The following is a 14435-nucleotide window of genomic DNA, read 5'->3' as shown; positions in this document are numbered from 1 at the left end:
CCACCGCAGTACGGGAAAGGCCCGGTCCATCAGGACCGGGCCTTTCCCGTACCCGCAGATGGCTACTGCCGGTACCCCGAGGCGTAATTCCGCGTCGGCCGGACCCCGGGCCGTTGCAGCGGCACCCACAGCTTGTAGCGGTCGGCCCGGTAGTATGACACCGAGTAGTCCACCATGGCCCGGGCCACAAAGGCGTGGCGCTGGATCTTCAGCAACGGCGAACCCACTTCAACGTTGAGCAGTCTGGCCGTCGACGGCGAAGCCGCGGTGGCCTCGATCATGTCCTCGCCCCACTCCATCACAAGGCCGAACCGCTCGCTCAGGACGTTGTAGAGCGACGTCGGAGGCTCGCCGTCGAGCAGTCCGGGAACCCGGTGCGCCGGGATGAAGTTTTCGTCGACGCTCATGGGCTCGTTGTCGGCCAGCAGCAGCCGGCGGAACCGCACCAGCGGGGTCCCCTCCTCCAGCTGCAGCTCGCGGGCCAGGAACGCACTGGCCCCGATCTGTTCAAAGCTGAGGACCTTGGCCGCCGGCACCATGCCGCGCCTCTGCATCTCCTCGCTGTAGGAAGTCAGCTTCACCTGCAGGTCCAACTTCGGTTTGCGGACGAACGTTCCCAGGCCCACGACACGCTCAATGACCTCCTCGCCCACGAGGGCATCGATGGCCTGGCGTACCGTCATCCGGGCCAGTCCGAACCGGACGGCGAGGTCCCGCTCGGATGGCAGCGCCGAACCCGGCGGGCAGGCCTTCACGATGTGCGACCTGATGATCTCCCTCAGCTGGACATAGATGGGTGTGCCGTTCTGCCGGTCGATATCGCCGGCCATCCGCGCCGCATCAGAGGACGCCATGGCACTGCCCGCCGTATTCGTTCATACCTCAAGGGTAGGCCACCACCGGCAGAGGTCTAGACCACGCGCGCCTCGTTTCGTCGGCTGCCCCCACGCCCGGCTAGGCTTGAAACACCCCCGAACTAAGGAGTCCCGTTGCCAGTACGCAAGGCAATCGTCCAGGCCACCATCGGCCTGCACGCCCGTCCGGCGGCGGTGTTTGTCCGGGCGGTGACGGAAACAGGGCTGCCGGTCACCATCAGCAAAAACGGAAATCCGGGCGTCGATGCCCGGTCACTGCTCGAGGTCATGACCGAAGACTTCGCCTGCGGCTGCGAGGTCGAACTTGCGGTCGCGGCCGGCGCCATCCCTGCCGCTTACAGCCTCGCCGAGGTCGAGGAGGCCCTGGAGAGGCTGCGGCTCCTCCTGGAGTCCGCACAATCCGGCTGAGGGCCTCTCCCTGCCTGTTGCGCGGCGTCCCAGCGGAATCGACCCAACGCAACGAGCCAGCGGAATCGACCCAGCGCAAGGACCCAACGTACAACGACGGCGGGCCCCACCAAGAGGTGGGACCCGCCGTTGTTTGTGCTGTTGTCGTGCTTATCCGGGGTTAGTGTGCGTGGTCACCACGGCTGTATTCGTAAACCCAGCCGACGAGGGCGATGACCGCGAAACCGGCCGCGATGTAGACCATCCAGAAGCCGACGGCCATGCCGAGGAACCCGGTGGCACAGGCCAGGCCGAGGATCAGGGGCCACCAGCTCCAGGGGCTGAAGTGTCCCTGCTCGCCGGCGCCTTCATGGATCTCAGCGTCGCTGCGGTCCTCGGGACGCATCCCGACGCGCTTGCCGGTGAAGCCGAGGTAGGCGCCGATCATGCCGGCCAGGCCGGCCACCAGCAGGATGCCGAGGATGCCGACCCACTCGGACCAGTGGGTCATGAATCCGTAGACCACTGCGACCGGGACGAAGAAGAAGACTCCGAGTCCAAAAAGCCTTGATTCGATCTTCACTGGGCGGTGTCCTTCTGGTCGGCGTTACCGAGCGTTGCTGCTGCCGGGGCAGGAGACTCGACGGTGTATGACTGGGAGAGCTCGGGGTGGTGCAGGTCCAGGGCAGGACGCTCCGAACGAATCCGCGGCAGCGACGTGAAGTTGTGGCGCGGCGGCGGGCAGGAGGTTGCCCATTCGAGCGAGGCGCCGAAGCCCCACGGGTCATCCACTTCCACTTTCTCGTTGCTGCGCCAGGTGATGTAGACGTTCCAGAAGAACGGGATCAACGAGGCGCCCAGCAGGAAGGAGGCGTAGGTGGAGAACTGGTTCATCCAGGTGAAGTTATCCTGCGGCATGTAGTCCGCGTAGCGTCGCGGCATGCCCTCGACGCCCAGCCAGTGCTGGATGAGGAAGGTGCCGTGGAAGCCCAGGAACAGCATCCAGAAGTGGATCTTGCCGAGGCGCTCGTTGAGCATCTTCCCGGTCCACTTCGGCCACCAGAAGTAGAAGCCGGCGAACATCGCGAACACAACGGTTCCGAAGACCACGTAGTGGAAGTGCGCCACGACGAAGTAGGAGTCGGAGACGTGGAAGTCCAGCGGCGGGGAGGCCAGGATGATGCCGGTCAGGCCGCCGAAGAGGAAGGTGGCCAGGAAGCCGATGCTCCAGAGCATGGGGGTCTCGAACGTCAGCGAGCCCCGCCACATCGTGCCGATCCAGTTGAAGAACTTCACACCGGTCGGAACGGCGATGAGCATGGTCATGAAGGCGAAGAACGGCAGCAGCACGGAGCCGGTGACGTACATGTGGTGCGCCCACACGGTCACGGACAGCGCGGCGATCGAAATTGTCGCGTAGACGAGGCCCTTGTAGCCGAAGATCGGCTTGCGGCTGAACACCGGGAAGATTTCGGAGACGATGCCGAAGAACGGCAACGCGATGATGTACACCTCGGGGTGGCCGAAGAACCAGAACAGGTGCTGCCAGAGGACGGCACCGCCGTTTTCCGGATCGAAGATGTGGGCACCGAAGCGGCGGTCCGCGCCGAGGGCGAAGAGCGCGGCGGCCAGCGGCGGGAACGCCATCAGGACCAGGATCGCCGTGACGAGGATGTTCCAGGTGAAGATGGGCATCCGCCACATGGTCATGCCCGGTGCACGCATGCAGATGATCGTGGTGATGAAGTTGACCGCACCCAGGATGGTGCCGAAGCCGGAGAGCGCCAGGCCGAAGACCCAGAGGTCACCGCCCACGCCGGGGCTGAAGGTGGTGTTCGACAGCGGGGCGTACGCGAACCAGCCAAACGATGCCGCACCCTGCGGGGTGATGAAGCCGGAGACGGCAATCGTGGAACCGAACAGGAAGAACCAGAAGGCCAGCGCGTTCAGCCGGGGGAACGCGACGTCGGGTGCGCCGATCTGGAGCGGCATGATGACATTAGCGAAGCCGGCGAACAGCGGCGTGGCGAACATCAGCAGCATGACGGTGCCGTGCATGGTGAACAGCTGGTTGTACTGCTCTTTGGTCTGCAGGATCTGCATCCCGGGCTCGAACAGCTCGGCGCGGATCAGCAGCGCCATCACGCCGCCGAGGCAGAAGAACACGAAGGACGCGATCAGGTACATGTACCCGATGGTCTTGTGGTCCGTCGAGGTGATCCAGTTGACGACGATGCGTCCCTTGGACCTGGGTACTACGGGAGCCTCAAGGATCCCGGAGGGCTGACTGTAGGTGGTTGCCACGTCGCGCTCCCTTACTTGTTCTCGGTCTTGGCCGGGAGTCGGTCGTACTCTTCGCCGAGCAGGCCGGTGTTGCCGTCCTGGCGCAGCTGCTCCAGATGCGCCTGGAACTCCGACTCGGAGACAACCTTCACGCGGAACAGCATTTCGGAGTGGTATTCGCCACAGAGTTCGGCGCACTTGCCGTCGTAGGTCCCCTCCTTGGTGGGGGTGAACCTGATGTAGTTGGTCTTGCCGGGGATCATGTCGCGCTTCTGCAGGAAGGCGGGAACCCAGAAGGAGTGGATGACATCGCGTGAGTTGAGCTCGAGGTCAACCGACCTGTTCACCGGAAGGTACAGCGTGGGCAACTTTTCCTTGTCCACTTCCGCGCCCGTGAGGTGCGCCTGGACGCCGGCCTCGTAGACGTCTCCCGTGATGACGTCGCCCTGCTTGTAGTTGAAGTCCCAGGCCCACTGCTTGCCGCGGACGTCCACTACGACGTCGGCGGGCTGGCTGCGGTTGTCGATCGCCTGCTGGTCACGGTCGGTGAAGTAGAAGAACACCAGCACCATGAACAGCGGAACGGTCAGGTAGAACACCTCAAGCGGCAGGTTGAAGCTGTTCTGGCGGGGGAACCCTACGGTGCCCTTCCGACGCCGGTAGGCGACGATGCACCAGATCATCAAGCCCCAGGTAATGATGCCGACGACCAGCGCGGCAATCCATGAGTTGACCCAGAGGTCCATGATGCGGTCAGTGTGATTGGTGGTACCACGCTCGGTGGGCAGCCACCCCTTCTGTACCTCTGGTGAACATCCAGTCAAAGCCAACGCGCCGGCTAGTGCCAAGCCAGTGATCGTAGAGATCTTTTTGCGTCGGCTGCCGGTTCGGTTCTGCGAACTCACAGACGGCCCTTCCTACTTGTTGCTGTCGCCCGGCCGCCGATGGCGCTCCGGGCACACGAAAAGTTTTACTACTCGGTGTAGAGCTTACCGCTCCCCGGGAGTTTTCGCCCACATGTCCTACCGTGGGTCGCAACCCTTTTTACCGGCCCGGCCCGCCTCCTTTTAGGGCGGCACTAAGGCCGGGCAAATCGCCCGGCCTTAGTGGAAGGAATCACCGCAGGCGCAGGAGCCGCCGGCGTTGGGATTGTCGATGGTGAACCCCTGCTTGGCGATGGTGTCCTCGAAGTCGATGCTGGCCCCGCTGAGGTAGGGGACGCTCATCTTGTCGACGACAACTTCAACACCGTCGTAGTCACGGACGGCATCTCCGTCGAGCAGCCGCTCGTCGAAGTAGAGCTGGTAGATCAGGCCGGAGCAACCGCCCGGCTGCACGGCAACGCGGAGCCGCAGATCGGTGCGGCCTTCCTGCTCGAGCAGGCTGCGGACCTTGCCGGCGGCAACGTCGGTCAGCTTGACCTCGTGCGTGGCCAGCTCCTCGCCGGCAATAGCGGTGGTGTCGGCGCTGTTTTCATTGGTTGTAGTGCTCATGGCCTACCTTCTTACGACGGTGGTGGCGGCTCCGCTGGCGCGGCGCCGCGCCTACTTAAACGGTGCGGGCTATAGCTACATGCTACGTCGATCAGCCGTGTAGCTCTAACTCCCGACGTAACCGTCCGAACCCGCCGGATGTTCCCCGGACGCCGGACGGCGCGGGCGCATCAGGCCAGTCCCTCCGCATTAAGGCGCGCCAGCAGGAAGGCTTCGGCGGTGATGGCATTCCGGAAGTCCTCCAGATGGAGCGATTCGTTGGCGCTGTGGGCGCGCGAATCGGGATCCTCCACGCCGGTGACGAGAATCTGGACGTCCGGGTACAACTCGGTCAGGTCTGCGATGAACGGAATGGAACCGCCGATCCCCATTTCCACCGCCGGGACGCCCCAGGCCTCGCCGAGGGCCCACAAGGCGATCCTCGCGGCCTTCGAGGAAGTGTCCGTCAGGAAGGAGTCGCCACTCTCCCCCGGGGTGAACACGATGTGGGCGCCGAAGGGTGCGTTGGCCTCGACATGCTGCCGGACCGCGTCCATGGCGTCCGCCGGATCCTGGCCGGGGGCGAGACGCAGGCTGAACTTGGCGCGCGCCCGCGGCAGCAGCGTGTTCGAGGCGACGTCCACTGCGGGGGCGTCGAAGCCGATGATGGACAAGGCGGGCTTGGTCCACATCCGCGAGGCGATGCTTCCCGTGCCGGCGAGCTTCACGCCGTCGAGCACCGAGGCGTCGGCACGGTACTCCGCTTCCGTAAGGTCGACCGTGACGTTGTCGCGGCTGACCAGGCCGGCGACCGCGACGCTGCCGTCCGCGTCGTGGAGCGTCGCGATCAGGCGGGCCAGCAGGGTCGGGGCGTCCAGCACGGGGCCGCCGAACATGCCGGAGTGCACGGCGTGGTCCAGGACCTTGACCTCGATGGTGCCGTCCACGAGTCCGCGCAGGCTCGTGGTGAGGGCCGGGACGCCGACCTTCCAGTTGCTCGAGTCCGCCACGACGATCACGTCGGCGCGCAGCAGCTCCTGGTGGCTTTCGAGGAAGGACCGGAACGTCGGGGAGCCGGCTTCTTCCTCTCCTTCGAAGAAGAACGTCACGCCCAGGCCCAGATCGTCGCCCAGCACCCGGGCCACGGCGGAGTAGGCCGCGATATGCGCCAGGATCCCCGCCTTGTCATCGGCGGCGCCGCGGCCGTACAGCCGGCCTTCGCGTTCGACGGCGGTGAACGGCTCGGTTTCCCACAGCGCCGGATCCCCGGTCGGCTGCACATCGTGATGGGCGTACAGCAGGACGGTCGGCTGGCCTTCGGCGGCCGGGCGCCGGGCGACCACGGCGGGGCCGCCGGGGGTGCCGTCTGCCTTGTCGCAGCGCAGGATCCGGACGTCGTCGAACCCGCTTGCCCGGACGAGTCCGGCGACGGCCTCGGCGCTGGCGTTCAGCGGGGCCGGGTCGAAGCTGGGCCACGCGATCCCCGGGATCGCAACGAGTTCCTTCAATTGGCTGATCGTGGCATCGAACGATTCGGCGACGGCCTGACGGAGCGCCTCGGCGTCGATGTTCCCGACCTGTCCGGTAGCGGTTTGCGGGTTCGCCGCAGGGATTGACGTCATGGCGGAAACACTACCCGTGTCGCGGATCACCACAAACAGTGCCATCGCCGCCCTGACGGGGTCCGGGCCTGTCGCCGCGGGGTATTCTATATGGGTGTTTGGACGAAAAAAGGAAGCGCCCTCGGCGCAGGAAATAGTTGACCAGCAGGCGGCCGCGGCTTCAGCCCGGGACGCCGCCATGGGCAAGGGAGCGCCCACGCCCAAGCGCAGTGCGCAGGTGGCGGCACGCAAGCGGCCCCTCGTGCCGGAGGACCGCAAGGCCTCCAAGGCGGCCGAACGCGTGGCGATCCAGGACCAGCGGCTCAAGATGCGGCAGGCCATGGATACCGGGGACGAAAGGTTCCTGCCGTTGCGCGACAAGGGCCCGCAGAAGCGCTTTGCCCGGGACTACGTGGACGCCCGGTTCAGCCTCGGCGAGTACCTCATGTTCGGTGCGCTGATCTTCGTCATCGTCTCACTCCTGGTGCCCGCTTCCAGTGAACAGATGATTTACGTCCTGGGCGGCTTCTGGGTGATGTTCCTGGCGGTCTTCGTCGACGTCTTCATCCTCTCCCGGAAGCTCAAGAAGCGCCTCACCGGGAAGTTCGGTGAGGTCGAACGCGGCACGGTCTGGTACGGCTCCATGCGCTCCCTGCAGTTCCGCCGCCTGCGCCTGCCCAAGCCGCAGGTCAAGCGCGGCGAGTTCCCAGCCTGATTTTTCGTCAAAAGAAGCCCCGGCAGATCTCCCGCCGGGGCTTCTTCGTTTCCGGGGCCTTGGCGGCTAGCGCCGGGACGGGTGTTTCGCGAGCAGCCGGTTGATGCGGGCGGCCCAGAAAGGACCTTCATACAGGAAGGCCGTGTAGCCCTGCACGAGAGTGGCCCCGGCGTCGAGCCGTTGCTGGACGTCCTGCGCCGTTTCGACACCGCCGACGGAGACCAGGGTCAGCGCACCGCCGGTTGCGGCCTTGAGCCGCGCCAGCACTTCGAGTGAACGCTGCTTGAGCGGCGCCCCGGATAGTCCACCGGCACCGCACGCCTCAACCTTTTCCGGGCTCGAAGCCAGCCCGCTCCGACCGATGGTCGTGTTGGTGGCGATGATGCCGTCCAGTTTCAGGTCCAGCGCCAGGCGCGCGACGTCGTCGATATCTTCATTGCTGAGGTCCGGCGCGATCTTCACGAGCAGCGGCACGCGGCGGCCTGCCGCTTTGTCCGCCTCCTCCCCCACGGCGGTCAACAAGGGACGCAGCGTCTGCACATCCTGCAGCAGGCGGAGGCCCGGAGTGTTCGGCGAACTGACGTTGACCACGAGGTAATCTGCGGCAGGGGCCAGGCTGCGCGCACTGACGAGGTAGTCTTCCACCGCGTCGTCCAGTTCCACGGCCTTGCTCTTGCCGATATTGACGCCGACCACCGGGCGGACCCCCGGATGCCTTCGCTGCAGGGCGGCCCGGGCCGACTTCAGCCGGGGTGCGACGGCGGCGGCGCCGTCGTTGTTGAATCCCATCCGGTTGATCACGGCCCTGTCCTCGACGAGGCGGAAGAGCCTCGGAGCAGGGTTGCCCGGCTGCGCCTGGCCCGTGATGGTCCCGACCTCCACATGGCCGAAGCCGAGCCCGGTGAGCGCCTCGATGCCGTGGCCCTCCTTGTCGAAGCCGGCTGCCAGCCCGAACGGGGACGGGAAGGTCAGGCCGAACGCGTGCGTCTGGAGGGAGGCCGCCGGAGCGGTGAACTGCTGCAGCACCCGTCCGGCGCCGCAGCTGTGGACGAGGCGAATGGCCCGAAACCCGATTTTGTGGGCGCGTTCGGCGTCCATCCATGAGAAGGCCAGCCGGAAGAAAGTCGGATATACGCGCATGGCTCTAGTTTTGCCGTTCTTTCGGCCCAGACCAAACCGGGCCCGCCGCCCTTCCCGGTAGTCACTGGCCGGTGTGACCAGAGCCGGGCGGCCCGGCGGCAGCAGTTCCGCGCGTTAGCATGATGCCATGACCAGCGAAGGCGCCGTCCCGGCCCGGGGAACGGCGGAATGGCACGCCGACATCCTCGGAGACGATTTCGAAGCCTGCGCCTTCCGGGCGGTGGGTCCGGAAGGTGTCGCCCGCACCGCCACCCTGGTGCGGCACGTCCCCCGCGGGGCCGGAGACTCCGGCCCGGCGCTTCGTCCGCGGGCCGCCCCCGAGGCGGACGGGATCCTCCACCCGGGGCCTCGCCCGGTCCGGGCGGTGTTGTTCCTGCACGGCTGGAGCGACTATTTCTTCAATACGGAACTCGCGGAATTCTGGACCCGCAGCGGCTTCCGCTTCTTCGCGCTGGACCTGCACAACCACGGGCGGAGCCTGCGCCCGGATACCCATGGCGGCTATGTCGCCGATCTGGCAGACTACGACGCCGAGATCACCGGGGCGATAGACATCATTGGCTCGCTCCGCCAGGAGGGTTCACCGCTGCCGGCCGTGACGCTGATGGGGCACTCCACCGGGGGCCTGGTTGCCGCGCTCTGGGCCAGCCGGCACCCCGGGGGCGCGTCGCAGCTGATCCTCAACAGCCCCTGGCTGGAAATGTACGGCAGCCCTGCCGTCCGGCGGGCGGCCCGCACCATCCTTGGCCCTCTGGCGTGGCTGCGGCCGGAGTCGGTGCTCCGGCTCCCCGAACGCGGGTTCTACTGGCGCAGCATCAGCAGCTCGGCCGAGGGTGAATGGACCCTCAACGACGAGTTCCGGCCCCCGCACGCCTTTCCCGTCCGCGCGGGCTGGCTCAGCGCAGTACTCGCCGGCCAGGCCCGGGTGGCGCGGGGCCTGAACCTCGATATCCCCATCCTCGTCCTGATCTCGGGGGCCAGCGCCAACGGGATGGTGTGGAAGGAATCCATGCGGAGCACCGATGCCGTGCTGGATGTGAACACGATCGCCCTCCGGTCGCTGGGCCTGGGCCGTACCGTGACGCTGGAGCGCATCGACGGGGCGCTGCACGATGTGTTCCTGTCCGCCCCACGGGTCCGCGAGGACGCCTATGCCCGGCTGGCCCGTTGGGTCCGGGCCTATGCCCTGGACGACGGCGGTCCGGAGTGACCATGGTGGAGGCCGGGCCGTCCTGACGTCCTAGGCGCCCGGACCACCCGAGGCTGGAACAGCGGCGTCGACGGCCCCGCCGTAGCGGCGGTCACGCTGGGCGTAGATTTCGACCGCGTCCCACAGGGTGCGCCGGTCCACATCGGGCCAGAGTGTGTCCAGGAAGACGAACTCCGCGTACGCCGACTGCCAGAGCATGAAGTTGGACAGCCGCTGCTCACCGGAGCTGCGGAGGAAGAGGTCCACGTCCGGCAGGTCGGGTTCATCGAGGTACTTCTGGATGGTCTTCTCGGTGATGGCTCCGGGACGGAGGCGTCCGGCGGCCACCTCCGCGGCGATGGCGGACACGGCGTCGGCAATCTCGGCGCGACCGCCGTAGTTAACACACATGTTCAACGTGCAGGTGCTGTTGCCGCGGGTGTAGTCCTCGGCCTCTTCCAGTTCCCGGATGACCGAGCCCCAGAGCCTGGGGCGTCGGCCGGACCAGCGGATCCGCACACCCCATTCGTCCAGCTGGTTCCGCTGCCGGCGTAGTACGTCCTTGTTAAATCCCATCAGGAAGCGGACTTCCTCCGGTGAACGGCGCCAGTTTTCGGTGGAGAAGGCGTACACGCTGACGTGTTCGATCCCCAGCTCGATCGCTCCGGCCATCACGTCCAGCAGGGCGGGCTCCCCCGCCTTGTGGCCTTCAATCCGCGGGAGTCCCCGCTGGTTCGCCCAGCGGCCGTTGCCGTCCATCACGATCGCGACGTGCCGCGGAATGAATTCCGCCGGAATGGCGGGAGGTACAGCGCCCGAGGGGTGCGGGTACGGTTTCACCACCGGGGCGCTCCGCTGCCGGACCGGTGCATTCTTCTTCGCCGGGTTCTTTCCCGCATTCTTGCCCAACACCACTGTTAAGTTCGCTCCACATGTTTGAGGGATTTCAGGACGCGTTCCAGATGCCATTGCAGGTAGCTCGCCACCAGGCCGGCAGCCTCCCGCCGGTGCACGGACACCGAGGCGTCCGCCGTCGTCCAGTCCCCGGTCAGCAGGGCGCCGAGCAGCACGACGGTCTCCGCGGCGGGCGCCGGGGAACCCGGCGGCCGGCACCGGGCGCAGGCCATGCCGCCGAGCGGCGCGGAGAACGCGCCGTGCGGTCCCGGCGCGCCGCACCGCGCGCACACGGTAAAGCTGGGCGCCCAGCCGCCGGTGGACAGGGCGCGGAGCAGGTACGAATCGAGGATCAGTTCGGGAGTGTGGTCGCCGCGGCTCAAGGAGGCCAGTGCACCGACCAGCAGGTTGTACTGGGCGGTCCCGGCCTCGCCGTCCACGTCGGTCAGCTTTTCCGCGGTCTCTGTCATCGCGGCGGCCACCGTGTAGCGCCCGTAGTCCGCGGCAATGTTGCTTCCGTAGGCACCTTTGGCGACGGCCTGGGTGACGACGTCGAGGGTGCGCCCCGACACCAGCTGCAAGTCCGCCACCATGAAGGGCTCGAGCCTCGCTCCGAAGCGGCTGCTGGTGCGGCGGACCCCCTTGGCCACGGCCCGGACCTGGCCGTGGTGCTTGGTCAGCAGGGTGATGATGCGGTCCGCCTCGCCCAGCTTGTGGGTACGCAGCACGACGGCGTCATCGCGGTAGGCGCGGGCTGCAAAGGAAGACGGTTGGGCCACGGTTAATCTTCGCACTGTCTTTCGGTAAACAATGACTCTCGGTAAAAACGGACGGACGCACTGCGCCACCGGACGGGCCGGTCTGCCGATCAACGCCCTGCCGTTCCTGTTTCCAACAGCGGCTTCATCGTCCCTGACGTTCCGAGGGGGATGACGTGGGGCCGGCCCTCGGTCGGTTCGGAGACGACATGTGCGTCCAGACCGAAAACGTCCCTCAGCAACCCGGGGGTGACCACGTCGGCCGGGGTTCCCTGGGCCAGGATGCGGCCGTCTTTCATGGCAACGATGTGGTCGGAGTAGCGGGCCGCGAGGGAGATGTCATGGAGCACCATCACTATCGTGCGTCGGTGCCGGCGGTTGAGGAGGCGCACGAGTTCCAGGACGTCGACCTGGTGGGCGAGGTCCAGATACGTGGTGGGTTCGTCCAGGAGGAGGATGCCGGTTTCCTGGGCGAGGGTCATGGAGATCCAGGCCCGTTGCCGCTGGCCTCCGGAGAGGTCCTCGAGCGGGGTGTCTGCGAGTCCGGCGATGTCGGTGGCTTGGAGGGCGTCCTCCACGACGGACTGGTCTGCGGGGGAATACTGCTGGTACCACTTCTGCCGAGGGTGCCTGCCGCGGGAGACGAGATCGGCCACGGTCAGCCCGGACGGGGCGGTGGGTGTCTGGGGCAGGACGCTGATTCTGGTGGCGATCTGCCGGGTGGACTCTCTGGCCAGTGGTACACCGTCCAGGAGCACTTGGCCGGAGCGGGGTGCGAGCAGGCGGCCGAGTCCGCGGAGCAGGGTGGACTTGCCGCAACCGTTGGGTCCGATGATCGAGGTGACCCGGGCGTCCGGGATGGTCAGGGACAAATTGCGGATGATGTCCGGGCCGTCGTAGCCGAGGCTGAGGTTTTCTGCCCTCAAACCGTCGCGCCGTTCTCTGGGGGTGTTCAACTCAGCCTCCGCTGGTATTTCAGGATCAGGTGGATCAGGAACGGCGCACCGACGACGGCCGTGGCGACACCGACAGGCAGCGGGACGCTGAGTGCGTTGGCCGAGACCGTGTCGGCAATCAGGACGAACACCGCACCAACGAGGGCCGAAACACCCACTGGAGGAACCACAGCGGAGGTCAGCGAGCGTGCAATCTGCGGACTGGCCAGGGCCACGAATGCGACCGGGCCGGCGGTGACGGTGGCGACTGATGCGAGCAACACGGCGATGCTGAGAACTACCAGCCGGGTCGCGCCGGTGCGTGCGCCGAGGCCGACGGCGGTGTCCTCGCCGAGGCTGGTCAACAGCAGCCACCGGCCGCTGAAGAGCGCTGCGGTGATGAGGACTGCGGCGCTGACGGCCATCGGTTGCACGGTGGCCCAGTCCTTGCCGTTGAGGGAGCCCGTCATCCAGGTCAGGGCCTGCGCTGCGCTGGTCACATCCCCGAGCGTCAGGATCCAGGTGGTCAGGCTGGCGGCCAGGCCGGAGATGCCCAGTCCTGCCAGGACGAGGCGGTAGCTGTCCAGTCCCCGGCGGTACGCCAGCAGGTAGACGGCGACACCGCTGATGATGCCTGCAGTGAATGCCGCGGCCGGCATTCCCACGGTTGCCGCGAGGCCGCTGAGCCCGGCATGTCCGCCGCCTGCAAGCACGAGCACTGTGACCGCGCCCAGTGACGCGCCTGCCGTCACGCCGAGCAGGTCCGGGCTGGCCAGCGGGTTCCGCGCCACGGTCTGGGTGATGGCGCCGGCTGCGGCCAGTGAGGCGCCGACGACGACGGCGGCCATCATCCGCGGCGCCCGGAATTCCGTGACCGCCAGGTGGGTCCGGGGATCCGACGCGTCGCCCAGCAACGCCCGGAGGACATCCGGATACGCCATCGGTGTTCCACCGAAGGCGACGTGCAGCGCCATCGCGGCGATCAGCACGGCGCCCAGGACACAGGCCACGAGGACACCCCGGCCGTTGAGGCGGACGGAGACCGGACCTGCACGCAGCACCCGGATCGTGGCGGCGCCGGTCCGCCGGTTTTCGCGAAGGACCGTCATAGGATGGCCAGCCTGCGCCGGCGCGCCAGATACACGAAGAACGGGGCACCCACGACAGCCAGGACCACACCGACGGACAGTTCCCCGGGACGGGCAATCACCCTCCCTGCCGTGTCGGCCAGGAGCAGGACTGTGGCGCCGGTCACCGCCGAGACAGGGATCAGCCAGCGGTAGTCGGGACCGGTCATGGCCCGGGTGATGTGCGGCACCAGGAGCCCGGCGAAGGCGATGGGCCCGGCCATGGTGACGGCAGAACCGGCCAGAAGCGTGACCGCGGCGATTCCGGCGGATCTGGCCCGGAACACCGGAACCCCGAGCGAGACGGCGGTATCAGCCCCCAGGGCCAGCGCATTCAACGGCTTGATATTCAGCACCGCCAGCACTGCCCCGGCGAGGATGAACGGCCAGACCACGGAGAGCACGTCGCTGCGGCCGGCCAGGGAACCGACCTGCCAGAACCGCAGGGTATCCAGGGCCTGGTCGTTAAGCAGGACGATCCCGGCCACCAGCCCCGAGCACAGCGCCGTCACGGCGGCCCCGGCCAGCACCAGCGTCACCGGGGTGGAGCCGTGGCGGGCTGCTGAGCCGATCATGAAGACCAGGACGCTGGCTGCCAGTGCGCCGGCGAACGCCAGCAGCGCCTGGGACAGGGCCGGCACCTCCCCGGCGGCGGCGGTCGCGGCGACGATGGCCAGCGCCGCGCCCTGGTTGATGCCGAGCAGACCCGGATCGGCAACCGGGTTACGGGTGTGGCCCTGGACCAGGGCTCCGGCCAGCCCCAGGCAGATTCCGGCGCATACTGCCAGGATGGTGCGGGGCCAGCGCAGTTCACGGATGGTCACGTCCATCACCGATCCAGTCGGGGTGAACACCGCATGCAACACATCCTGGAGGGATGAGGGCTGCCCGCCGATGCAGATACTCAAAGCGGCCGCAGCGAGCATGGCCGTTGCGGAAACCGCAAGCCACCGGACGCCGGGCGCCCGCCGGGCCGGCCGCGGTCCATGCCGGGAGATTCCCGTCCGCGCCCCCGCTACGGGGGCCTGGCCCGGATCGAGTGTCTTCACATAGGTCCTT

15 protein-coding genes are annotated in these 14435 nt (G+C 67.1%); 3 read left to right on the top strand and 12 right to left on the bottom strand.

The window, feature by feature from the left end; genetic code table 11:
• Positions 1-62: 62 nt before the first annotated feature.
• Positions 63-854, bottom strand: a complete 792-nt coding sequence (locus QFZ69_RS09120; RefSeq protein WP_306917478.1) for a GntR family transcriptional regulator — start codon at positions 852-854, stop codon at positions 63-65.
• A gap of 135 nt (positions 855-989) precedes the next feature.
• Between QFZ69_RS09120 and QFZ69_RS09115 the strand changes: the two genes are divergently transcribed.
• Positions 990-1283, top strand: coding sequence for an HPr family phosphocarrier protein (locus QFZ69_RS09115; protein ID WP_306917476.1), 294 nt, complete (start codon positions 990-992; stop codon positions 1281-1283).
• A gap of 160 nt (positions 1284-1443) precedes the next feature.
• Here the strand turns inward: QFZ69_RS09115 and QFZ69_RS09110 are convergent, their stop codons facing one another.
• The 5 genes from QFZ69_RS09110 to QFZ69_RS09090 form a co-directional block, all read right to left on the bottom strand.
• The gene (locus QFZ69_RS09110) at positions 1444-1845 is read right to left on the bottom strand and encodes a cytochrome c oxidase subunit 4 (RefSeq protein ID WP_306917474.1); all 402 of its coding nucleotides are present in this window, start codon (positions 1843-1845) and stop codon (positions 1444-1446) included.
• Positions 1842-3566, bottom strand: coding sequence for a cytochrome c oxidase subunit I (ctaD, locus tag QFZ69_RS09105; protein ID WP_306917472.1), 1725 nt, complete (start codon positions 3564-3566; stop codon positions 1842-1844). Before ctaD ends, QFZ69_RS09110 begins: the two co-directional genes overlap by 4 nt.
• 11 nt (positions 3567-3577) lie before the next feature.
• On the bottom strand, positions 3578-4450 hold the full coding sequence (gene coxB, locus QFZ69_RS09100; RefSeq protein WP_306917470.1) for a cytochrome c oxidase subunit II: 873 nt from the start codon (positions 4448-4450) through the stop codon (positions 3578-3580).
• Between the two features lie 198 nt (positions 4451-4648).
• On the bottom strand, positions 4649-5038 hold the full coding sequence (locus QFZ69_RS09095; RefSeq protein WP_264353884.1) for an iron-sulfur cluster assembly accessory protein: 390 nt from the start codon (positions 5036-5038) through the stop codon (positions 4649-4651).
• Between the two features lie 170 nt (positions 5039-5208).
• Positions 5209-6639: a dipeptidase gene (locus tag QFZ69_RS09090; RefSeq protein WP_306917467.1), complete on the bottom strand. Its 1431-nt coding sequence runs from the start codon at positions 6637-6639 to the stop codon at positions 5209-5211.
• Between the two features lie 94 nt (positions 6640-6733).
• Between QFZ69_RS09090 and QFZ69_RS09085 the strand changes: the two genes are divergently transcribed.
• Complete coding sequence (locus QFZ69_RS09085; RefSeq protein WP_306919645.1) at positions 6734-7333, top strand: DUF3043 domain-containing protein; 600 nt, start codon at positions 6734-6736, stop codon at positions 7331-7333.
• A 66-nt stretch (positions 7334-7399) separates the two neighbouring features.
• Here QFZ69_RS09085 and QFZ69_RS09080 read toward each other — a convergent pair whose 3' ends face one another.
• Positions 7400-8473, bottom strand: a complete 1074-nt coding sequence (locus tag QFZ69_RS09080; RefSeq protein WP_306917466.1) for a quinone-dependent dihydroorotate dehydrogenase — start codon at positions 8471-8473, stop codon at positions 7400-7402.
• Between the two features lie 127 nt (positions 8474-8600).
• Here QFZ69_RS09080 and QFZ69_RS09075 point away from each other — a divergent pair, with 127 nt between their 5' ends.
• A complete protein-coding gene (locus tag QFZ69_RS09075; protein WP_306917464.1) occupies positions 8601-9683 on the top strand; it encodes an alpha/beta hydrolase in 1083 nt (360 codons plus the stop codon).
• Positions 9684-9713: 30 nt separating this feature from the next.
• Here the strand turns inward: QFZ69_RS09075 and QFZ69_RS09070 are convergent, their stop codons facing one another.
• The 5 genes from QFZ69_RS09070 to QFZ69_RS09050 all read right to left on the bottom strand — a co-directional run bounded on the left by QFZ69_RS09070 (position 9714) and on the right by QFZ69_RS09050 (position 14425).
• Positions 9714-10571 carry an isoprenyl transferase gene (locus tag QFZ69_RS09070; RefSeq protein WP_306919644.1) on the bottom strand — a complete coding sequence of 286 codons (858 nt, stop codon included), beginning with the start codon at positions 10569-10571 and terminating at the stop codon, positions 9714-9716.
• An 8-nt stretch (positions 10572-10579) separates the two neighbouring features.
• Entirely contained in the window at positions 10580-11335 is a 756-nt protein-coding gene (recO, locus tag QFZ69_RS09065) for a DNA repair protein RecO (RefSeq protein WP_306917462.1), read from the bottom strand.
• A gap of 89 nt (positions 11336-11424) precedes the next feature.
• A complete protein-coding gene (locus QFZ69_RS09060) occupies positions 11425-12270 on the bottom strand; it encodes an ABC transporter ATP-binding protein (protein WP_306917459.1) in 846 nt (281 codons plus the stop codon).
• A complete protein-coding gene (locus tag QFZ69_RS09055) occupies positions 12267-13358 on the bottom strand; it encodes an iron chelate uptake ABC transporter family permease subunit (RefSeq protein ID WP_306917457.1) in 1092 nt (363 codons plus the stop codon). Before QFZ69_RS09055 ends, QFZ69_RS09060 begins: the two co-directional genes overlap by 4 nt.
• Positions 13355-14425, bottom strand: coding sequence for an iron ABC transporter permease (locus tag QFZ69_RS09050; RefSeq protein ID WP_306917456.1), 1071 nt, complete (start codon positions 14423-14425; stop codon positions 13355-13357). Before QFZ69_RS09050 ends, QFZ69_RS09055 begins: the two co-directional genes overlap by 4 nt.
• Positions 14426-14435 lie beyond the last annotated feature (10 nt).

Origin of the sequence: Arthrobacter sp. V1I7, from assembly GCF_030817015.1 — a bacterium.
GTDB lineage: Bacteria > Actinomycetota > Actinomycetes > Actinomycetales > Micrococcaceae > Arthrobacter.
Note: the sequence above shows the minus strand (reverse complement) of the source record. Positions and strands in the feature narration are given on the sequence as shown.